This window comes from Vibrio sp. 10N.261.45.E2 (assembly GCF_002875705.1).
Classification (GTDB): domain Bacteria; phylum Pseudomonadota; class Gammaproteobacteria; order Enterobacterales; family Vibrionaceae; genus Vibrio.
This window is the reverse complement of record NZ_MCZZ01000109.1, coordinates 90,735-112,129: the sequence shown is the minus strand read 5'-3', so window position 1 is coordinate 112,129 and position 21,395 is coordinate 90,735. Positions and strand designations below refer to the sequence as shown.

Here is a 21,395-nt window from a genome sequence, read left to right as displayed (position 1 = left end):
GATTATCGCTATGTGGCCGCAGTAATCAAGGTCAGTTAATTGAAAGTCTCAAATAGTTGTTTGAAATTTGGCTATTTGACAAGGTTCTGTTTTTCAAGCCTAACTAATTGAGTTAATTCACTCTATATTTTCAATTAACCCCTACACAGTAACAGCAATACCCGTTACATTAACCCGCATCCCCTTTAGATGGTTCAAAGTATGTTTCATCCTATTTCGTTGTTTGTTGGCCTACGCTATTTGAAAGGTCGTTCAGGTGATCGCTTTAGCCGTTTTGTTTCTTATATGTCAACGGCAGGGATCACCATTGGTGTGCTGTCTTTGGTTACTGTTTTATCGGTAATGAATGGATTCGAAGCGCAGTTAAAAGACCGAATTCTTGGTGTTCTTCCTCAAGCAGTCGTTTATGAGCAAGGAGGTACTACCTCTCTTTCTGCTCAAGCGCCGAGTTTTGCAGAGCAAATGTCGCTTAATGGCCACGTTGAACCGATTGTTCGAAGTGAGGCGGTGATTCAGAGTCCTGCTCAGTTATCTGCGGGTCTGTTAATCGGTATTGAACCCAATTCAGACGACCCTTTGCAAAACCACTTAATTGCAGGCAGATTGTCTTCACTTAAAGCGGGTCAGTATCAGTTATTTCTTGGTCATACCTTGGCGAGAAATTTGAAGGTCTCAATGGGTGACAAAGTTCGCTTGATGGTAACTAGCGCGAGTCAATACACGCCGTTAGGTCGTATTCCAAGCCAACGAAATTTCACCGTTGCTGGTATTTTCAATACGGGCTCTGATATCGATGCTCAACTGATGGTGACAGATATTAAAGATGCCGGGCGTTTGATGCGCTATAAAGCAGACACTATTTCAGGCTGGAGACTGTTTTTTGAAGACCCATTTGAAGTCGCAGAGTTATCGAATCAGCCATTACCTGAAGGTTGGTTGTGGAGTGATTGGCGGGATCAACGAGGTGAGTTATTCCAAGCCGTTCGTATGGAAAAAAATATGATGGGCTTAATGCTTGGGCTGATCATCGGTGTTGCTGCTTTCAATATTATCTCTGCACTTATTATGGTGGTGATGGAGAAGCAGTCTGAGGTGGCGATTCTTAAAACCCAAGGTATGACCGATGGTCAAGTGATGGGCATCTTTATGGTTCAAGGCGCAAGTAGTGGTGTGATTGGTGCGCTCTCCGGTGGCGTGTTAGGCGTTGCCCTAGCGATGAACCTTAATACTATTTTAGAGGCGATGGGCGTTGCTCTATTCTCGTTTGGTGGACAGTTGCCAATTCTGATTAACCCAATTCAAATCGTCGTTGTTGTGGTTCTGGCTATTGCACTTAGCCTGATTGCCACAGTATTCCCTTCTTATCGTGCATCGTCTGTGAAACCTGCTGAGGCCCTTCGTTATGAGTAATTTTCTTCAATGTAATGATATCCGTAAAACATACCGTGAAGGCTCGTTGGATACCGAAGTCCTCAAAGGAGTTAGCTTTGAGGTCGAGAAAGGGGAGCTAGTCTCTATTATTGGTACGTCTGGCTCGGGCAAAAGTACCTTACTACATATCCTTGGCGCATTAGATGATGCTTCTGCGGGCAGTGTGAGCTTTCTTGGTCAGGACTTAGCATCTTTGAGTTCGAATAAGCAGGCGAAGCTTCGCAACCAGCATCTTGGTTTTGTTTATCAATTCCATCACCTTCTTTCGGATTTTTCAGCGTTAGAAAATGTGGCAATGCCTCTGTTGATTGGTGGTGAAAAGCCAGCGAAAGCAAAACAAGAAGCACAGCTCCTACTTGATAAAGTGGGGCTAAGCCACCGTGTTGATCACAGACCTTCAGAGCTTTCTGGTGGTGAGCGACAGCGTGTGGCTATTGCTCGAGCATTGGTTAATAAACCTGCTTTAGTACTGGCGGATGAACCCACTGGTAACCTAGATCACAACACAGCCTTGTCTATTTATGACTTAATGCGAGAGCTTAACCGCGAGTACGATACTGCCTTTTTAGTTGTTACTCATGATGGTGAACTTGCTGGCAAGATGGACCGCCAACTTCACATGAAAGATGGTTTGCTGGTCAACGTAGAAAAAGAGGAGAGCTAAGTGTTTTCTTCTTTATCTCTATTGATAGGCGGTCGCTTTAGCCGTGCTAAACAGCGAGACAAGATGGTGTCGTTCATCTCTTTGTCTTCAACGATTGGTATCGCTGTTGGTGTCGCGGTAATCATTATTGGCTTATCCGCGATGAATGGCTTTGAGCGAGAGCTTCAGTCACGAGTGCTTTCTGTTATTCCTCACGGTGAGTTTGAAGGCGTGAATGAACCTGTGACTCGGTGGGAACACGTGATTGAGGAGTCGGTTAAGCACGATAAAGTCGTTGCTGCGGCACCCTATGTAAAAATCACTGCGCTTGCTGAAAAGGGCAAAGAGCTCAAAGCGATCGAAGTTCGCGGTGTTGACCCACAACTTGAACAGCAGGTATCAAGCCTATCGAGTTTTATTGATAAGCAAGCTTGGAGTGAGTTTAAGGCCGGGCAACAGCAAATTATCTTGGGCTCTGGCGTAGCGAATGTGCTGGGGGCGAAAGTCGGTGATTATCTGACTTTGATGATTCCAACGGTGAATGGCTCTGTGAAAGTTCAGGCGCCAAAACGTGTTCGAGTTAAAGTCGTCGGCCTGCTAACGCTTAATGGTCAGATAGACCACAGCTTGGCTCTAATCCCGATTGGTGATGCGCAAGTTTACGCAAATCTAGGCGAGGCGGTGACAGGGGTTTCTTTAAAAGTGACCGATGTGTTGAACGCAAACTCTATAGTGCGTGAAGTGGGTAATCAGCTCGATGTGTATGTCTACCTGCGTAGCTGGCAACAAAAATTTGGCTTCTTGTATCGAGATATCCAACTGGTTCGTACCATCATGTACTTAGTTATGGTGTTGGTTATTGGCGTCGCTTGTTTCAATATCGTCTCGACCTTAATGATGGCAGTGAAAGACAGAGCATCAGAGATTGCGATTTTAAGAACCATGGGTGCATCAGACGGTCTTGTGAAACGCATCTTTGTTTGGCAAGGCGTATTCTCTGGCGTGTTAGGTAGCTTGATAGGGAGTGCGATAGGTGTCTTGGTGGCGCTGAATCTCACCACACTTATTAAAGGGCTTGAAAAGTTGGTCGACCATCAGTTCTTATCGGGTGATATCTACTTTGTTGACTTCTTGCCATCACAACTTGATATGACGGATGTTGTTGTCGTTTCTGGTACTGCAATTGTGCTGAGCCTATTCGCGACATGGTACCCTGCATCACGAGCGGCGAAATTAAACCCAGCCTCAGTGCTCAGTTCTAAATAACAAACAATCAGTTTTTCAGCAGATACAAAAAAGGACCCCATCAGGGATCCTTTTTTATTGAATTCAATTCGTGCTCTTTACGACTTTTGTTACATGCCAATCTTGCAGAGGTAAGTGGTTCATCTGATTTTAACTTGTGCGCGTTTTAAGTGAAGCGCATACAAGGTTAGATTGAGTAACAAGGAATGATATTCAGTGCCTTGCTTGTCGCTTCTTCCAGCTTCTTACTACTGAGTAACGCCATAAGCCGCGAATACCAAAGTAGCCAATCATTGCTGAAACCACACCACAAATCAGACAACCCAACAAGAACGGAGGCCCGATGGTGCTCATTTGCGCCAAGATGAAGTCCCAAGACAATTCGAAATGAAAGGCTTGAGGTGGCACATGCATAACAAACGCGCCGACCTTATAAGCAAAGTAGAACAGAACAGGCATGGTAACCGGGTTACTGATCCAAACAAGTGCGACAGCCAAAGGCAGGTTAACGCCACATGCAACAGCAAGGCCGGCAGACATAATCATTTGACTTGGTAGAGGGACAAACGCCATGAATAACCCAACAGCAAACGCGCCGGCCGCAGAGCGACGATTAAGGCACCATAAGTTGGGGTTGTACAAAACATTGCCAAAAACTTTCAATGCTTTCTGACGCTTGATTAGATCATGGTCAGGCATAAATCGTTTGATAAACTTTCTTGGCATAGGAGGAAGCTACTCTCTTGTTTAACACTTGGTTCTTGATTTCATTTGCTGCGACAGTTGTGTCTGCCAGCTTCTGGCCTGTGATGCCGCATTGGGTTTGGGCACCATTGATGCTGTTGTTATTGCTAGCATCAACAAAGTATAGCGTTTTCCGGAGTGCAAGAGGTTCAGTAACAGCATTGTTACTCGTTATCTGCCTAGGGAATGCGATTGAAATACAAACGAGTCGCTTATTCCAATCAGGGCAGAATACTACCATAAATGCGTCGGTTGTTAGCCTTTTTAGTGAAAATAGCCACGGTTTTGAAAGCGTAATAGTAGCCAGATCAATTGGCGGCGAAAAATTAATCTTTCCTCAATTGATAAAATTGCGTTTGTTTACTCCTTTTAAGTTAACGCTTGGGGATGATGTCTATTTATCGGTGTCCATAAAGCCTGTGTGGGGCAAACTCAATGAAGCCGGCTTTGATCAAGAAAAGTACTTGTTTAGTACTGGTGTGGTTGCCAATGCAACTTATAGGCCAGATACCCAATATCGAATTCACTCAAGCACCAACTTGCGCTCCCGATGGTTTGAAACCAGCCTTGAAAGGTTAAGCTTGTTAGCAAATCAAGACCTCATTGTCGCTTTGAGCTTTGGATATCGAGACCTTATTCCCCCTCAGCGATGGGACTTACTTAAAAGTAGTGGCTTGATTCATTTGATGGCTATCTCTGGGCTCCATATCGGAATTGCCTTTGGTATTGGCTATCAGGTTGGCAAGATCTGCAGATTACTTTCCCCTTCATTTCTTTGGTTTCCTACGATGTTCGGGCTCGGCTTGGCGTATTTCTATAGTTGGTTTGCTGGATTCACTCTGCCAACCTTGAGAGCTTTAGTCATGTGCGTTCTCGCCAGTTATTTCTTATGGCGTGGGCAGAATGTTAACTTGCTTCGGTATGTCGCTTTAAGTCTATGCGTCGTTCTACTTATTTGGCCGTTTTCAGCCTTGTCGAGCAGTTTTTGGTTGTCATTTGGTGCATTGGGCGCCGTCCTTTATATCGCGTTAAATACTCAGCGTTCAGCTTCAACCTCTACATTTTTCGACCATGCCCTCAAACTGATTAAGATTCAACTGATGTTGACATTCCTGATCGCGCCTTTCTCGATGCTATTTTTCAAAGGAATCAGTTTGGTCTCTGTTTTCTACAATTTACTCCTTTTGCCTTGGGTATCGGTGGTGACGATCTCGTTGTTGTTTCTGGCAATGTTTATTAGCTTAATATCGGAATCAGTGTCTGGTGTGGTTAGTTTAATAGAGCTAGAAAATAGTTTAGTAAGCCAGCTGTGGAAGTTAGTAGATTTATCGCTCGAGCCTCTCGTATTTAGTCTTCCTTTCTCTGAACGATTTTGGATCCAAGTTGATAATCAGACGATTGCGTTATCTGTATTCCTTATCTTGTTTTTGAGCTTTGTTAGTCGATATTTCAAGAAAACAGTATCGATATTGGTAATTGTCGTGTTCGTACTATGGTGGGAGTTCGGCAAACCTCAGCAAGACAAACTAACTATCGATATCTTGGATGTTGGGCATGGGTTGTCTTTGGTGTTGGAAAAGAACAGTCAGATCGTTATTTATGATCTTGGCAACGCATGGCCAGGAGGCTCGGTTGTCGAATCCTTGTTGATTCCTACTTTGAACCAGAGGGGGATTCATGAATTAGAAGGCGTGATTGTGAGTCATTTTGATTCTGACCATGCTGGTGGCTATCCAGTATTACTTGAGAGCTACGATCCTAAGTGGATAAGAACCAGTCAGAACAGAAATCAACAGCCCCAATCTCAGTCTAAACTTCAAGCATGTATTATTGGAGAGAATTGGAGCTGGCAAGATATTGTTTTCGAAGTATTGTGGCCTCCCAAGCAAGTGAAGAGAGCGTATAACCCACATTCATGTGTGGTCAAGATTTCAGATCCAAGTACAGATTTTTCAATGTTGCTCACTGGAGATATAGAATTGGTAAGTGAGTGGTTACTTGCTCGTGATGGTGAACAGCTACGGAGTGATGTCATGTTGGTACCGCATCATGGCAGTGATTCGTCATCGATTAAGCCGTTTATTGAGGCCGTGTCACCTCAGCTGGCGATAGCTTCTCTTGCTAAAGGCAATCAGTGGGGTATGCCGAGTGAGTCTGTTGTTGAACGCTATCAAGATGCGGGGAGTACTTGGCTTGATACTGGCGAAAGCGGACAAATAACCATCACTCTTAGCGAAGAAGGTTGGCAATATCATGCGATTAGAGAACAACAAGGCGGGCAGTGGTATAGGCAGATGCTCCGTAAGGGAGTAGAATAGATAAATTATTGTGAGAAAATTAAGCGATTCTATGTCAACACAAACAGATGAAACTACCTGGGTCACATTTAAAAGACTTTGGACTTATATTCGACTATATAAGGCCGGCCTAGGTGTTGCGGTAATTGCGCTTATTATTAATGCCGTTTCTGATACCTATATGATTTCCTTACTAAAGCCGTTACTTGATGAAGGCTTTGGTAATGCTGAATCTGACTTTTTACGTACACTTCCACTTATTATCTTTGCCATGATGTTCGTTCGTGGTGTCAGTGGTTTTGTCTCAACCTATTGTTTGAGTTGGGTCTCAGGCAATGTCGTGATGGAAATTCGACGTAAGATTTTCAGCCATTTCATGCATATGCCTGTTTCTTTCTTCGATAAAGAACAGACAGGCGCATTGCTATCTAGAATTACTTACGATTCAGAGCAAGTTTCTGCTGCAACCAGTAAAGCGTTGGTCAGTATTGTCCGTGAAGGTGCGAGTATTATTGGCTTGTTGACGCTGATGTTCTGGAACAGTTGGCAGTTGTCTTTGGTGTTGTTTGCTGTTGCTCCACTAGTTGCTTGGGCGATCAGCATCGTATCGAAGCGATTCAGAAAGATCTCTAAAAATATGCAAACCAGCATGGGGCATGTTGCGTCTTCAGCTGAACAAATGCTGAAAGGGCATAAAGTCGTTCTAACTTACGGTGGCCAAGATGTAGAGAAACACCGCTTTGATAAAGTTAGTAACCAAATGCGCCAACAAAGCATGAAGCTAGTTACAGCTCAAGCGGCCGCTAACCCGATTATTCAGATGATCGCATCTGTGGCGATTGTTGTTGTTCTATTTCTTGCTAGTGTCGACTCAATTAAAGCTGAGCTCACTGCTGGTACGTTTACCGTGGTCTTCTCTGCGATGTTCGGTTTAATGCGTCCTCTAAAGTCACTGACCAACGTTACCTCTGAATTCCAACGTGGTATGGCTGCAAGTACGACACTGTTTGGCTTGATAGACTTAGACACTGAGCAAAACAAAGGTACATTAAAACCTGAAACAGTAAGTGGTGATGTTGCGGTAAAAGATGTGACGTTTACTTACGAAGGTGCAGAGAAGCCAGCTCTCGATAAGGTCAGTTTCAATATACCGAAAGGTAAAACTGTCGCACTTGTTGGTCGATCTGGCTCGGGTAAGAGTACTATTGCCAATCTATTTACTCGTTTTTATGACGTAGACTCAGGTTCAATCGAGCTTGATGGCCACGACATTCGCGATTATGAATTGAGAAATTTACGCGAACACTTTGCTCTCGTTTCTCAAAATGTGCACCTGTTTAACGATACGGTGGCGAACAACATCGCCTACGCAGCAGAAGAACAGTATTCACGTGAACAGATTGAACACGCAGCTAAGCTTGCTCATGCGAGTGAATTTATCGATGGTATGGAAAATGGCATTGATACGGTTGTGGGTGAAAATGGCGCGAGCCTTTCTGGCGGCCAAAGGCAGCGTATTGCGATTGCACGAGCGCTATTGAGAGATGCACCGGTGTTGATTCTTGATGAGGCAACGTCTGCACTGGATACAGAGTCAGAGAGAGCGATTCAATCTGCGTTAGAAGAGCTGCAAAAAGATAAAACAGTATTGGTTATCGCACACCGACTCTCTACCATCGAGCAAGCTGATGAGATTTTGGTGGTTGATGATGGTCATATTGTAGAAAGAGGAGCACATGCTGAGCTAATCGCACATGATGGCGCCTATGCACAATTACACCGAATTCAGTTCAGCGGATAAGATTAGGTCTTGTTGTGATCGAAAAAATTTGGTTTAACAATCACCCGTTGAAATATCTTCTTTGGCCGCTATTGTGGCCACTGAGTTTGCTGTTCAAAATGATCAGTAGTCAACGTCGTGACGCTTATCTATCAGGCAAGAAAGAGACCTACCGCCCGCCTTTACCCGTAATTGTAGTTGGCAATATTACCGCTGGCGGAAATGGCAAAACACCGGTTGTGATTTGGTTGGTGGAGATGCTTCAGACTCACGGCTTTAAACCTGGAGTCGTGTCTCGTGGATACGGTGCAAAAGCACCAAGCTATCCATTAGTGCTGGATGAAAATACGCCAGCAGAGCATTCGGGTGATGAACCTCGTTTGATCCGCAAGCGAACAGGAGCACCTGTAGCGGTGGATCCTGTTCGAGCTAATGCAGTAAAAGCATTGCTGAGCGAAGGCGTTGATGTGATTATCACTGACGATGGCCTTCAACATTACGCGCTTGAACGCGATGTTGAATTTGCGGTTATTGATGGTGCAAGACGCTTTGGCAGCGAGAGTATGATTCCTTTAGGCCCATTGAGAGAGCCTGTATCTCGCTTGGATGAGGTCGACTTTTTGGTTAACAATGGCGGTAAAGTGCAAGGGCGAGAGTTCTCTATGTCTTTGCTTCCAAGCCAAGCGGTTAACCTGAAGACAGGTCAGAAAGCATCGGTAGCTGAATTGCAGAAGCTGGTGGCTTTTGCCGGTATTGGTCACCCACCACGCTTTTTTAAGACATTGGAAGATCTTGATGGTGATGTAGTTTTTACTCAGGGTTTCGCCGACCATCAAGATTTTGATAAAGATGAACTTCATGCCCTAGCTAAGAAAGGCATGAATCTTATTATGACAGAAAAAGACGCTGTAAAATGCGAAGAATATGCTCAAGACAACTGGTGGTATCTTCCAGTTTCTGCGCAGTTTGATGAAGATTCGCAACAGCAAATTTTAGAAAGAATAAAAGAGGTTATGGAATACTATGGATCACCGTCTACTTGAGATCGTTGCTTGCCCTGTTTGTAAAGGTAAACTAACTTTTGACAAGGATAAGCAAGAGCTTGTTTGTAAAATTGATCGCCTTGCTTACCCAATTAAAGAGGGTATTCCTGTTCTTCTTGAACCTGAAGCTCGCACTCTTTCAATGGACGAGGGCAAGTAATGTCTTACACGGTTGTTATACCAGCAAGATACCAATCGAGCCGTTTGCCAGGTAAGCCTTTGGCTGATATTGGCGGAAAGCCGATGATTCAGTGGGTATACGAACAGTCAATGAAAGCGGGTGCCGATAAAGTTATTATCGCAACCGACGACGCTCGAGTTGAAAAAGCGGCTAAAGCATTTGGCGCGACCGTATGTATGACATCACCGAATCATGAGTCGGGCACTGAACGCCTAGCTGAAGTGATTGAAGTTATGAATATCCCTGATGACCACATTATTGTGAACGTACAAGGGGACGAGCCGCTTATCCCACCTGCAATCATTAATCAGGTGGCGAATAACCTAGCAAATAGTACTGCGCCGATGGCAACGCTAGGTGTCGAGATCACTCATGCTGATGAAGTGTTTAACCCTAATGCAGTAAAAGTAGTGACAGATAAAGACGGGTATGCGCTGTACTTTAGCCGTGCGACCATCCCATGGGATCGCGATGCTTACGCGAACAATGGTACGTCTGCGGAATCTCCTTTGCTTCGTCATATTGGTATCTATGCTTACCGAGCTGGTTTCATCAATACATATATTAACTGGCAACCAAGTACCCTAGAGCGTATCGAGTGCCTGGAGCAACTTCGCGTACTTTGGTACGGTGAAAAAATCCATGTAGACGTTGCTGCCGAAGCGCCTGCTGCAGGGGTTGATACGCCTGAAGATCTAGAAGCGGTTCGAGCTATTATTGGCTAAACCTCTTTGAACTACTTGTTCTTTGCTCACAAAAGACGAAATCAGGAGCCTCGCTTATTGCGAGGCTTTTTTCTATCTATCGAAAAGTACGCGCGTATCTCGTTGACCTAAGCAAACGGATATTGAGTCTGTTGCATTGCTTGATGCATCATCAACACGGAATTATCTGAGATTTACCTCGCTCGACTTCCAATTTTTCTCTATAATATGCCGCCTATAAAGTAGTGGCGAATTGCTAGTACAGAATAAAACTTACGACAAAACGTGGAGTAAAAGATGCCTTCTCAAAGCCCAGTGATTACGGTTGATGGACCAAGTGGTGCAGGTAAAGGTACCCTGTGTATGTTGCTAGCAGATAAGCTAGGCTTTCATCTTCTAGACTCGGGCGCGATCTATCGCGTATTGGCTTTAGCGGCAATTCACCATGGTGTGGATACTGAATCAGAAGATGCTTTAGTACCGCTTGCTACACACTTAGACGTGCAGTTTATTGCTGAAGGCGACTTAGTTAAGGTTATCCTAGAAGGTGAAGACGTGTCTGGCGAGCTTCGTAAAGAAGAGACGGGCATGGCGGCTTCAAAAGTGGCTGCTTTACCTCGCGTTCGCGAAGCACTGCTTCGTCGTCAACGCGCATTTAGCGCTGCACCAGGTTTGGTTGCCGATGGCCGTGACATGGGAACAGTTGTGTTTCCTGAAGCTGAAGCGAAAATATTTTTAGATGCAAGTGCTGAAGAGCGTGCGAGCCGCCGCCTTAAACAGTTGCAACAGAAGGGGTTAGATGTTAAATTTGACGACCTTTTGAGCGAGATCCAAGAGCGAGACGACCGAGATCGTAATCGCCCAGTGGCGCCACTTCGCCCTGCAGAGGATGCTCTAGTGCTTGATTCCACCTCAATGAACATTGAGCAGGTAGTAGAAAAAGCACTACACTATATTGAATCGAAACTGGCTGGGTAATTTCGCCGAGCTAGTACGAACGTTGGTCGCAAGGATGATGACCGGCGAATTTATCAACCCCATGCGGTAGGATACCCATGGACGTTTAATTATTGAAGATTAAATAATGACTGAATCTTTTGCTCAACTCTTTGAAGAGTTTCTAAACGAAACTGAATTCCAACAAGGCAGCATCGTTAAAGGTACTGTAGTAGCTATCGAGAACGGTTTCGTTCTTGTAGACGCTGGTCTTAAGTCTGAATCTGCTATCCCTGCTGAACAATTCAAGAACGCTGCTGGCGAACTTGAAGTTGAAGTTGGTGCTGAAGTAGACGTAGCTCTAGACGCTGTTGAAGATGGTTTCGGTGAAACTCAACTTTCTCGTGAGAAAGCTAAGCGTCACGAAGCTTGGATCGTACTTGAGAAAGCTTGCGAAGAAGCTGAAACTGTTGTTGGTATCATCAACGGTAAAGTTAAAGGCGGTTTCACTGTTGAACTTAACGGTATCCGTGCTTTCCTTCCAGGTTCTCTAGTAGACGTACGTCCTATCCGTGACACTGCTCACCTAGAAAACAAAGAGCTAGAGTTCAAAGTAATCAAGCTAGACCAGAAGCGTAACAACGTTGTTGTTTCTCGTCGTGCTGTTATCGAATCTGAAAACAGTGTTGAGCGTGACGAACTTCTTGAAACTCTACAAGAAGGTACTGAAGTTAAAGGTATCGTTAAGAACCTTACTGACTACGGTGCATTCGTTGACCTTGGCGGTGTTGACGGTCTTCTACATATCACAGATATGGCTTGGAAGCGCGTTAAGCACCCATCAGAGATCGTTAACGTTGGTGACGAAATCCTAGTTAAAGTTCTTAAGTTCGATCGTGAGCGCACTCGTGTTTCACTAGGTCTTAAGCAACTAGGCGAAGATCCATGGGTAGCAATCGCTAAGCGTTACCCAGAAGGTCACAAGCTTTCTGGTCGTGTTACAAACCTAACTGACTACGGCTGCTTCGTTGAAATCGAAGAAGGCGTTGAAGGTCTAGTACACGTTTCTGAAATGGATTGGACTAACAAGAATATCCACCCTTCTAAAGTTGTTAATGTTGGCGACGAAGTTGAGGTTATGGTTCTTGATATCGACGAAGAACGTCGTCGTATCTCTCTAGGTCTGAAACAGTGTAAAGCTAACCCATGGCAGTCATTTGCAGAAATGCAAGCTAAGGGCGACAAAGTTACTGGTAAGATCAAGTCTATCACTGACTTTGGTATCTTCATCGGTCTAGAAGGCGGTATCGACGGTCTAGTACACCTATCTGACATTTCTTGGAACGCTGCAGGCGAAGAAGCTGTACGTGAATACAAGAAAGGCGACGAAATCTCTGCTGTTGTTCTAGCAGTAGATGCAGAGCGTGAGCGTATTTCTCTTGGCGTTAAGCAAATGGAAAACGACCCGTTCAACGCATACGTTGCTGACAACAAGAAAGGTGTTCTTGTAAACGGTACTGTTACTGCAGTTGACGCGAAAGGCGCTACTATCGAGCTAATCGAAGGCGTTGAAGGTTACATCCGCGCTTCTGAAGTTTCTCGCGACCGTATCGAAGATGCATCTCTAATCCTAAGCGTTGGCGACAGCGTTGAAGCGAAGTTCACTGGTGTAGACCGTAAGAACCGCGTAATCAACCTATCTATCAAAGCTAAAGATGAAGCTGATGAGCAAGAAGCAATGGCTTCACTGAACAAGTCTGAAGAAGGCGCGTTCGGTAACGCAATGGCAGACGCATTCAAAGCTGCTAAAGGCGAATAATTTAATTTTTCGCTAAGAAAGGAGCCGTAAGGCTCCTTTTTTTTTGCTTATTTTTCCGATAGGTCTATAATTTCTAAAAAGAAAACCAACGAGGGTAACTATGACTAAGTCTGAATTGATTGAAAGACTGTGCGCTGAGCAAACGCATCTTTCTGCAAAAGAAATTGAAGACGCTGTAAAAGACATTTTAGAGCATATGGCTTCAACACTAGAAAGTGGTGATCGAATCGAAATTCGCGGTTTTGGCAGCTTTTCTCTGCATTATCGTGAGCCTCGTGTTGGACGTAACCCAAAGACTGGTGACAAGGTAGAGTTGGAAGGTAAATACGTTCCTCACTTCAAACCAGGAAAAGAGCTGCGTGAACGAGTAAACTCAGGAATGTAGTCTACTTATCGGAATTAAGAAAAGCGGCATACTATAATGTATGCCGCTTTTTTATGACCATAATATGGTGGTCTGATTAGTAATTTTCCTGCATAATCGTACAGCTAACCAACCAATGAGTGATGAACTATGAAAATTATAAAAATAGTCGCCGTTATCGCACTTTTCCTAATTGCACTGGCTTTAGGCTCTCAAAACCAAACTACTGTGAATTTCAACTATCTGCTAGCGCAAGGTGACTTCCACCTATCAAGTTTATTAGGTGTTGTGTTCGTTTCAGGCTTCGCTCTTGCTTGGTTAGTCTTTGGTAATATGCACATGCGGTCTCAGCTTAAAATTCATCGCTTGAAGAAACAACTCAATAAGCAATCAAAGCAGGTCGCTGCTGATACTAAAGCTTAAAGGCTATATTTGATGTTAGAGTTACTGTTCTTACTTTTGCCCATCGCAGCCGCTTATGGTTGGTATATGGGTAATCGTAATGCTCAGCAAGAAAAACAAAAGCAATCACACCAGATCTCCCGTCAATACGTGACGGGTTTGAACCTATTACTGTCAGATCAATCTGACAAAGCGGTTGATCACTTCATTGAACTACTTCAAGTCGACAATGAAACCATTGATACTCACTTGGCTTTGGGCAATTTGTTTCGCTCAAGAGGTGAAGTAGACCGCGCTATTCGTATCCACCAAAACCTCATCTCTCGTTCGGGACTTACCCTCGATCAGAAAAACCTCGCACTGCAACAATTGGCTAAAGACTATATGGTCTCTGGCTTTCTTGACCGCGCCGAAAAAATCTTTGAGCAGCTTGTAGAAGAACCCGACCATAAAGAGGGTGCTCTGCAACAGTTAGTTGCTATTTATCAGCAGACCCGTGAGTGGAATAAGGCAATCCATTATGGAAATATCTTAGTTAAGCTCGGCAAGAAAAAGATGAAGATGCGTGCCACAGTAGCGCATTTTTGGTGCGAGCTTGCGATGCAAGAACAAGCCGATGGCAATCGTTCTAAAGCGCTTCAACACTTTAAGAAGGCGCTTTCTGAAGACCCTAAATGTGTTCGTGCTAGCATTGCTTTAGGTAAGTTTCATTTAGCGAACGAAGATTACCAAAAGACCATCGACTGTCTTGAGTCGGTGCTAGAACAAGACATCGACTTCATTAGTGAAGTGTTGCCAACCCTTGCTGAGTGTTACCAAAAGCTGGGACAAGAAGCTCAATTGGTTGAATTCCTCAAAGCGTGTATTCAGAAGAAAGCCGGTGTATCTGCCGAACTGATGCTGGCGCAATTGGTTGCTCACCATGAAGATGTAGGCTCTGCTCAAGAACTGCTGACGAAGCAACTTGTTAAAAACCCAACCATGAAAGGTTTTTATCGATTAATCGATTACCACCTAGCGGAAGCAGAAGAAGGTAGAGCAAAAGACAGCTTAACCACACTTCAATCTATGGTTGGTGAACAGCTAAAGGTTAAGCCGCATTACCGTTGCCGCCAGTGTGGCTTCTCAACACACTCAATGTATTGGCACTGCCCATCATGTAAAGGGTGGGGGACGATCAAGCCTATTCGTGGGCTTGATGGTGAATAGATTTGTGGTCATTTTAAGACCAAATTATTAATTGCAGCTTTCGGGCTGCATTTTTATGACTGTTATTTATCATCTGTTTAGGTGATAGAACAATTTTTAGAAAGTTAACTGCGTTAGGAGATGAAATGAACGACCAAAAAATCATTGTAGCCTTGGATTATGACAACCAAGCGGATGCGTTAGCCTTTGTTGATCGTATTGACCCTGCATCTTGCCGCTTAAAGGTTGGCAAAGAGATGTTTACCTTGTTTGGTCCTGAGTTTGTTCGTGAATTACATAAACGTGGTTTCTCAGTATTCTTAGACCTAAAATTCCACGATATCCCTAATACATGCTCTAAAGCAGTACGTGCTGCCGCTGAGCTAGGTGTTTGGATGGTGAACGTGCACGCAAGTGGTGGTGAGCGCATGATGACGGCTTCTCGCGAAATCTTAGAACCTTATGGTAAAGACCGTCCGTTGCTTATCGGTGTGACAGTACTAACCAGTATGGAACAGTCTGATCTAGCAGGTATTGGTTTAGACCTAGAACCACAACAGCAAGTAATGCGCTTGGCTTCTCTTACTAAAAACTCTGGTCTAGACGGTGTTGTATGTTCAGCGCAAGAGGCTTCATTGTTGAAAGGTGCACTTGGTCAAGAGTTCAAACTAGTGACTCCGGGTATTCGCCCTGTGGGTGCTGATGTTGGTGATCAAAAGCGCATCATGACGCCTTCTAAAGCTATTGAATCAGGTTCTGACTACCTAGTTATCGGTCGTCCAATTACTCAAGCTATAGACCCTGCAGCGGTTCTTGCTGAGATTAACGGTACTCTAGCTTAAGTTTCTCTTATAGCTAGCGATACGAATAAAGAAGGCCAGCAAATTGCTGGCCTTCTTGTTTGTTTTCGAGAAACAGAACTCGTTTGGGTTAGATTGGTTTAATTTAAACTGGCGCACCACTATGGAATTTAAAGTCACTGTCTTCTGAAGTAATAAGGTCAGCTTCTACTTGAGCAAAGTGAGCAATGCGCTCAGAGATGTCTTTCCCTGCGATCTGCTCTGCTAGCTCGAGGTAATCTTGATAGTGACGCGCTTCTGAGCGAAGCAGAGACACGTAAAACTTCTCCATGTCTTCTTCCAAGAAAGGAGCTAATTTAGCGAAGCGTTCACAAGAGCGAGCTTCAATAAACGCACCGATGATAAGCTTATCAACCAGAGCATCAGGCTCATAAGTTTTAACTTGTTTGATCAAACCTTTCGCGTAACGACCCGCTTCAATTGGCTGGTAAGTCACGCCTTTCTTCTCCATCAACTCCATTACTTGATAGAAGTGATGCAGTTCTTCTTTGATCAGTAATACCATCTTATCGATCAGATCCGCGCCGTAATTGCAGCCTTCTTTCGCTGTAATTTGCTTTGATACATTGCTCTTGCCACGAAGTGACTCTAAATCTCCGATACGACGGTAAGCAAATTGCTCGTATGGCAAAATCCATTCATTCAGTTGCTTTGCGCTTTCTTTATCAACAGCGTACTTACGGATCAGGAACAGAGCACTTTGAGCCGCTTTAAGCTCACAAAGCATGTGATCGCGTAGAATGATGTGAAGATTTTCGGGTTTTTTAGCTTCATCTATCCATGAATCTGGCGTTTCAGCTTTAAGAAAAGAGTGGATTGGATCGAGTAATTCTTGATACATGGTCAGGGAAAGTTTGTTGATAATGTGAGGATTTTATCACAGCCCAAGAGATCTCCCTATATGGAGAAAGGAAATTAACTAGGTACAAAAAAGGCCGCCTATTTAAGTAAATAAGGCGGCCACTTCTTGTTGGGGTTAGACGATTACCATTTCTTTTTCTGACCGAATAGGGCATCCATATCGTCGTCACGCTCTTTAGATTCCATCTGTTGCAAATCTTGCGCGTTTTTATCTTGGCGCTTCTGATCAAGATCGTTAAGCATCTGCTGAAGCTTCTCTTTTGCTTGATTAGAGTATGAGTCGTTTTTGGTAGCTAACGCATCAATGCCTTTACGCAGTAACTGAATTGCTGTGCCTGGTTGGCCGCGAGATATTGAGTCGTTTGCACGCTTAATAACGTTCTCGATGTTAATGCGAATTTGAATTGTCTCAAGACGAGCATTCTCAACCACATAAGCTTGGGTTTCAAAACGACCTTTGTTGTGTTCATTACGAACCGTATCGCGAAGGCGTTTGACTAGCTTAAGCATCATGATCGCTTGTTTATCACTGCTTGGAACACGGAAAGCGGTGCTCTCGCCACCTTGATAGTTCTCTTTAAGCTGAGTGATTTGCTGCTTCACGCTTTCGATACGTTGAGCGAGCTGCTTATTTTTAGGATCGAGTTGATACATGTTTTCCAATGCATCAAGAATTCGGTTATTTAAGCATACAAGAAGGTCTTGGCTAAACGGCATATGGTGTGCGTTACCAATCAGCTCTTCGGTTCCATCAATTATGGTTAAATAGCGAGAAGCTTCCTGTTTCTTCGCAGTTTCTACCTTAACTTTATATTGAAGCATGATGTTGTAACCTAATACCAACACCAAAAGAATCGCTACTAAGGCAATAATTAAACCAGGGTTATTCATATATTTATGTCTGCTTTTGTTTTCTTGAGCTAACCAGAGAGGATACACGATTCCATGGTGTATCGGCACTCGTAAATTGCAATTTCTGATTATCTCTTGTTGAGCGAAATCAGCAATCAAAACTTACCAACTAATGTATGAGAATGAGGGTTGGGTTGCAAAGCGTTAGTGATATTTTTGTTTGTTAAGCTAGAAAAGCTCAATTTTTCTGTCATTTTTGTGTTTGAAGCGTTATAACTATTAATTATATTACATGAGACTATAACGCTCTCTTTGCAAATAAGTTAGCACAGAAATGAGTAAAGGATTACGAGGTTAGATATGAAGTTACAGCAACTGAAGTACATTGTTGAGGTTGTAAACCATAACCTAAATGTTTCAGCTACAGCAGAGAGTTTATACACATCTCAGCCTGGCATTAGTAAGCAAGTTAGATTACTTGAAGACGAACTGGGCATTCAGATTTTTGAGCGTAGCGGCAAGCATCTAACGCAGGTTACCCAAGCTGGTGAGGATATCATTCGTATCTCTCAAGAGATTTTGGCACGCGTTGAGAGTATTAAAGCGGTAGCAGGTGAGCACACTCATCCAGAGATGGGTACATTGAACATCTCAACGACTCATACTCAAGCTCGTTATGCACTGCCTGACGTGATTAAAGGTTTTACGGCGCGCTATCCAAAAGTATCGCTTCACATGCACCAAGGCACACCAAGCCAAATGTCAGAAGCTGTCGCTAAGGGAACTGCGAATTTTGCGATTGCCACGGAAGCACTACACCTTTATCAAGATGCGATCATGCTGCCTTGTTACCACTGGAACCGCTCGATTGTTGTGACTAAAGATCACCCTCTGGCACAGAAGCGTAATGTTACGATAGAAGATCTTGCTGCTTATTCTTTAGTGACTTACGTATTTGGTTTCACTGGTCGTTCTGAGCTTGATACTGCGTTCAATAAAGTTGGTCTAACACCGCGCGTTGTGTTTACCGCAACGGATGCAGACGTAATCAAAACTTATGTTCGTATGGGAATTGGCGTTGGTGTCATCGCAAGTATGGCGATTGATCACGAGCAAGATACTGATTTGGTTGCGATTGATGCAAGCCATCTATTTGGTGCGAGCACCACAAGCATTGGCTTTAGAAAAGGCACCTTCCTACGTTCTTACATGTTTGACTTTATGGAACGTTTTGCACCGCACTTAACTCGCCCTGTGGTTGAGCAAGCTATTTCTTTGAAATCGAATGAAGAGATCGAAGAGATGTTCAAAGATATCGAACTGCCAGTTCGTTAATCTCATTGTGTAAATTTAAATTCTTATTCGGCCTGTATTTACAGGCCGTTTTTCTTTCGATCTTTTGGCTTTCGTATAAGTCTCTCCATCGAACCTTTCCATTTCGGCGTCTTACCCCTACAATCCACGCTTCATAGGGGGAAGCATGCATTCACGATTTAAAATACTCGATTCATTTTTGCTAGAGCACCAGATTTATTGGCGTTCCGAACCTTTTCATCTATGCCAAACTCAACAACAGCCATGGAAAGAGGTTAATCGTCCGCTCGTTGATTGGTTAGAAAGCTTAAGTAATGAGAGCATTCAAATTTTAAAAGAGCAGCCTCAGCTTTTGGCCGAGGAGCTGACTCGTTTCTTTCCTGAATTAGATACCGCAGCTCAAAATATCCAGTTCGAGAACACAGCTTTGGTTGGCTTAGAGCTTCCTCGAGGTACTGCTGATGGTATTCCTGGTCGAAAACTGAACCAAATTGTCGCGATGGGCGAGGCTGCACTTGAGCACCATCAAGGCAAAGAGTGGCTCGAGTGGTGTTCTGGCAAAGGTTTTCTTGGTCGAATTCTATCTCAGCAATCTGATCAAAAAGTTACTAGTTTTGAATGGCAGCAATCGTTATGCGAAAGCGGACAAAAGATTGCAGATGACCTTAAGTTAGAGATGAGCTTTGTTCAAGGTGACGCGTTTTCAGACGATGCCGATAATGTATTTAACTCAGACCAACATGCGGTAGCACTGCATGCCTGTGGTGACCTTCATGTCGAGTTGGTTAAAAAGTCTGTCTCACATGGGCTACCTGCAGTAACCATCTCTCCTTGTTGCTATCACTTGATTAGAGACGAATACTACCAACCGATGTCACAACTGGCAAAGGCTTCGGCTTTAACATTGAGCAAGAGTGATTTGCGAATCCCGCTGCAAGAAACCGTTACGGGTGGTGAAAGAGTAAAGAGACATCGTCAACTAGAGATGAGCTACCGTTTGGGCTTTAGCCAACTGCTTAAGACTGAAAAGGGAATCGACGAGTACATACCTGTTCCGAGTATCAAAAAATCAGAGTTAGCTGAGGGATTTGAATCATTCTGCCGCTGGGCATCTGAAGTGAAAGAACTATCGCTGGGTTCAGATATCGATTTTGATTCTTATCTTGTTCAAGGCGAATCACTTTTCTGCGAAATGGAAAAGCTGAGTTTGGTTCAACAAGTTTTCAGGCGCCCATTAGAGATATGGCTAGCTTTGGATCGTGCACTCTACCTGCAAGAACAAGGTTATGAAGCTTCAATTGAAGAGTTCTGCGAGCGCAGTATTACGCCAAGAAATCTATTGATTCATGGGGTTAAGATCTAGCGCTAACGGTAAACAGCATTGTTACGTGTTTTTACGATCTAAACTCTGAATGCAAAGTAAAAGTTATAAATACAAAAAAAGCCAGCGCGACATAATGTCGTTCTGGCTTTTTGTTTAATGTGCATGAGTTAACTGAACGCTCAACGAGAAGGTTATTGCGTTCAGTTAGCCATTACATCATTAGTTAAACATTGCGATAGCTTCTGCTGGATCTACGTATTCTAGGTCAAAGCTTTCTGCAACTTCTTTACAAGTTACTTTACCGTGGATTACGTTTAGACCTTCTAGGAAGCCTTTATCTGATAGAAGTGCTTCGCGGTAGCCTTTGTTTGCTAGCTTAACAATGTAAGGAAGTGTTGCATTGTTAAGTGCGTAAGTTGAAGTACGGGCAACAGCACCTGGCATGTTAGCAACACAGTAGTGAACTACGTCATCAACAATGTAAGTTGGGTCTGCGTGAGTTGTCGCGTGAGAAGTTTCGAAACAACCACCTTGGTCGATAGCAACGTCAACAACCGCTGAACCTGGCTTCATCTTAGCGATGTGCTCTTTTGTAACCAGTTTAGGCGCTGCTGCGCCTGGGATCAGTACTGCACCGATTACTAGGTCTGCTTCTAGAACATGCTTCTCAATAGCGTCTTCAGTAGAATAAACCACTTTTGCGCGGCCTTGGAATTCTTCATCAAGACGACGAAGCGTATCTACGTTACGGTCAAGAATGGTCACATCTGCGCGAAGACCAACAGCCATACGTGCTGCGTTAGCACCTACAACACCGCCGCCAACAACAACAACTTTTGCTGGCTCAACGCCTGGAACGCCACCAAGAAGAAGACCACAACCACCGTTAGATTTCTCTAATGTTTGTGCACCTGCTTGAATAGACATACGACCAGCTACTTCAGACATTGGTGCTAATAGTGGCAAGCGACCCATATTATCTGTTACAGTCTCATAGGCTACGCAGACAGCTTTGCTCTTGATAAGCTCTTCAGTTTGTGGAAAATCTGGTGCAAGGTGTAAATAGGTAAATAATATTTGCCCTTCGCGAAGCATAGCTCGCTCGACAGCTTGAGGTTCTTTAACCTTTACAATCATCTCTGCTTTCGCGAAAACGTCAGCAGCAGTAGGAAGAATGGATGCGCCTACAGCGATGTAATCATCGTCTGAAAAACCGATACCAGTACCGGCATTGGTTTCTACAAAAACTTGGTGGCCGTGTGAGATTAGTTCTCTCACGCTAGCTGGGGTCATACCAACGCGGTATTCGTGGTTCTTGATTTCCTTAGGTACGCCAATGATCATCCTGACTCCTCATTTTATTTTGGTTGTTTTATCTATGTGTAGGGTAATTCTGTCGAATTAATA

20 protein-coding genes are annotated in these 21,395 nt (G+C 43.9%); 16 read left to right on the top strand and 4 right to left on the bottom strand.

Translation table 11 applies throughout. From position 1 onward, the window contains the following. Nucleotides 1-201 precede the first annotated feature (201 nt). Genes lolC through lolE form a run of 3 tightly spaced genes read left to right on the top strand, consistent with a single transcriptional unit; the run spans nt 202 to nt 3,340 of the window. Nucleotides 202-1,410 carry a lipoprotein-releasing ABC transporter permease subunit LolC gene (lolC, locus tag BCT34_RS07595; protein WP_076650979.1) on the top strand — a complete coding sequence of 403 codons (1,209 nt, stop codon included), beginning with the start codon at nt 202-204 and terminating at the stop codon, nt 1,408-1,410. Then, nucleotides 1,403-2,095, top strand: a complete 693-nt coding sequence (gene lolD, locus BCT34_RS07590) for a lipoprotein-releasing ABC transporter ATP-binding protein LolD (RefSeq protein ID WP_076650980.1) — start codon at nt 1,403-1,405, stop codon at nt 2,093-2,095. The genes lolC and lolD overlap by 8 nt, the downstream gene beginning before the upstream one ends. Next, nucleotides 2,096-3,340, top strand: a complete 1,245-nt coding sequence (lolE, locus tag BCT34_RS07585) for a lipoprotein-releasing ABC transporter permease subunit LolE (RefSeq protein WP_076650981.1) — start codon at nt 2,096-2,098, stop codon at nt 3,338-3,340. 192 nt (nt 3,341-3,532) lie between these two features. Here lolE and BCT34_RS07580 read toward each other — a convergent pair whose 3' ends face one another. Next, the gene (locus BCT34_RS07580) at nt 3,533-4,045 is read right to left on the bottom strand and encodes a DUF2062 domain-containing protein (protein ID WP_017060232.1); all 513 of its coding nucleotides are present in this window, start codon (nt 4,043-4,045) and stop codon (nt 3,533-3,535) included. Nucleotides 4,046-4,062: 17 nt separating this feature from the next. On the opposite strand from BCT34_RS07580, the gene BCT34_RS07575 reads away from it, so the two are divergent. From BCT34_RS07575 to pyrF, 11 genes are all read left to right on the top strand, one after another. Continuing rightward, nucleotides 4,063-6,381 (top strand): DNA internalization-related competence protein ComEC/Rec2, encoded by a 2,319-nt coding sequence (locus BCT34_RS07575; protein WP_076650982.1) that lies wholly within the window; start codon nt 4,063-4,065, stop codon nt 6,379-6,381. Between the two features lie 31 nt (nt 6,382-6,412). Next, nucleotides 6,413-8,161, top strand: coding sequence for a lipid A ABC transporter ATP-binding protein/permease MsbA (msbA, locus tag BCT34_RS07570; protein WP_076650983.1), 1,749 nt, complete (start codon nt 6,413-6,415; stop codon nt 8,159-8,161). Nucleotides 8,162-8,175: 14 nt separating this feature from the next. Then, the gene (gene lpxK, locus BCT34_RS07565; RefSeq protein WP_076650984.1) at nt 8,176-9,183 is read left to right on the top strand and encodes a tetraacyldisaccharide 4'-kinase; all 1,008 of its coding nucleotides are present in this window, start codon (nt 8,176-8,178) and stop codon (nt 9,181-9,183) included. Beyond that, nucleotides 9,164-9,343, top strand: a complete 180-nt coding sequence (locus tag BCT34_RS07560) for a Trm112 family protein (protein ID WP_004741973.1) — start codon at nt 9,164-9,166, stop codon at nt 9,341-9,343. Before lpxK ends, BCT34_RS07560 begins: the two co-directional genes overlap by 20 nt. After that, nucleotides 9,343-10,089, top strand: a complete 747-nt coding sequence (gene kdsB, locus BCT34_RS07555; protein WP_076650985.1) for a 3-deoxy-manno-octulosonate cytidylyltransferase — start codon at nt 9,343-9,345, stop codon at nt 10,087-10,089. The genes BCT34_RS07560 and kdsB overlap by 1 nt, the downstream gene beginning before the upstream one ends. Before the next feature lie 276 nt (nt 10,090-10,365). Further along, nucleotides 10,366-11,046 carry a (d)CMP kinase gene (gene cmk / locus BCT34_RS07550; RefSeq protein ID WP_017060237.1) on the top strand — a complete coding sequence of 227 codons (681 nt, stop codon included), beginning with the start codon at nt 10,366-10,368 and terminating at the stop codon, nt 11,044-11,046. A 106-nt stretch (nt 11,047-11,152) separates the two neighbouring features. Next, nucleotides 11,153-12,823, top strand: a complete 1,671-nt coding sequence (gene rpsA / locus BCT34_RS07545; RefSeq protein ID WP_076650986.1) for a 30S ribosomal protein S1 — start codon at nt 11,153-11,155, stop codon at nt 12,821-12,823. Nucleotides 12,824-12,923: 100 nt separating this feature from the next. After that, nucleotides 12,924-13,208 carry an integration host factor subunit beta gene (gene ihfB, locus BCT34_RS07540; protein WP_017060238.1) on the top strand — a complete coding sequence of 95 codons (285 nt, stop codon included), beginning with the start codon at nt 12,924-12,926 and terminating at the stop codon, nt 13,206-13,208. 129 nt (nt 13,209-13,337) lie between these two features. Next, nucleotides 13,338-13,610 carry a lipopolysaccharide assembly protein LapA domain-containing protein gene (locus BCT34_RS07535; protein ID WP_017066774.1) on the top strand — a complete coding sequence of 91 codons (273 nt, stop codon included), beginning with the start codon at nt 13,338-13,340 and terminating at the stop codon, nt 13,608-13,610. Between the two features lie 12 nt (nt 13,611-13,622). After that, nucleotides 13,623-14,798, top strand: coding sequence for a lipopolysaccharide assembly protein LapB (gene lapB, locus BCT34_RS07530; RefSeq protein WP_076650987.1), 1,176 nt, complete (start codon nt 13,623-13,625; stop codon nt 14,796-14,798). Nucleotides 14,799-14,923: 125 nt separating this feature from the next. Then, nucleotides 14,924-15,619: an orotidine-5'-phosphate decarboxylase gene (gene pyrF, locus BCT34_RS07525; protein WP_017078954.1), complete on the top strand. Its 696-nt coding sequence runs from the start codon at nt 14,924-14,926 to the stop codon at nt 15,617-15,619. A 103-nt stretch (nt 15,620-15,722) separates the two neighbouring features. Here the strand turns inward: pyrF and miaE are convergent, their stop codons facing one another. Both miaE and BCT34_RS07515 read right to left on the bottom strand, forming a co-directional pair. Beyond that, nucleotides 15,723-16,478 carry a tRNA isopentenyl-2-thiomethyl-A-37 hydroxylase MiaE gene (gene miaE, locus BCT34_RS07520; protein ID WP_076650988.1) on the bottom strand — a complete coding sequence of 252 codons (756 nt, stop codon included), beginning with the start codon at nt 16,476-16,478 and terminating at the stop codon, nt 15,723-15,725. 143 nt (nt 16,479-16,621) lie between these two features. Further along, entirely contained in the window at nt 16,622-17,389 is a 768-nt protein-coding gene (locus tag BCT34_RS07515; RefSeq protein WP_076650989.1) for a DNA repair protein, read from the bottom strand. Nucleotides 17,390-17,710: 321 nt separating this feature from the next. On the opposite strand from BCT34_RS07515, the gene cysB reads away from it, so the two are divergent. Together cysB and BCT34_RS07505 are read left to right on the top strand one after the other, a co-directional pair. Further along, nucleotides 17,711-18,685, top strand: coding sequence for an HTH-type transcriptional regulator CysB (cysB, locus tag BCT34_RS07510; protein WP_076650990.1), 975 nt, complete (start codon nt 17,711-17,713; stop codon nt 18,683-18,685). A gap of 145 nt (nt 18,686-18,830) precedes the next feature. Then, nucleotides 18,831-20,027: a methyltransferase gene (locus BCT34_RS07505; protein WP_076650991.1), complete on the top strand. Its 1,197-nt coding sequence runs from the start codon at nt 18,831-18,833 to the stop codon at nt 20,025-20,027. Between the two features lie 180 nt (nt 20,028-20,207). Here BCT34_RS07505 and ald read toward each other — a convergent pair whose 3' ends face one another. After that, nucleotides 20,208-21,332, bottom strand: a complete 1,125-nt coding sequence (ald, locus tag BCT34_RS07500; RefSeq protein ID WP_008224299.1) for an alanine dehydrogenase — start codon at nt 21,330-21,332, stop codon at nt 20,208-20,210. Nucleotides 21,333-21,395 lie beyond the last annotated feature (63 nt).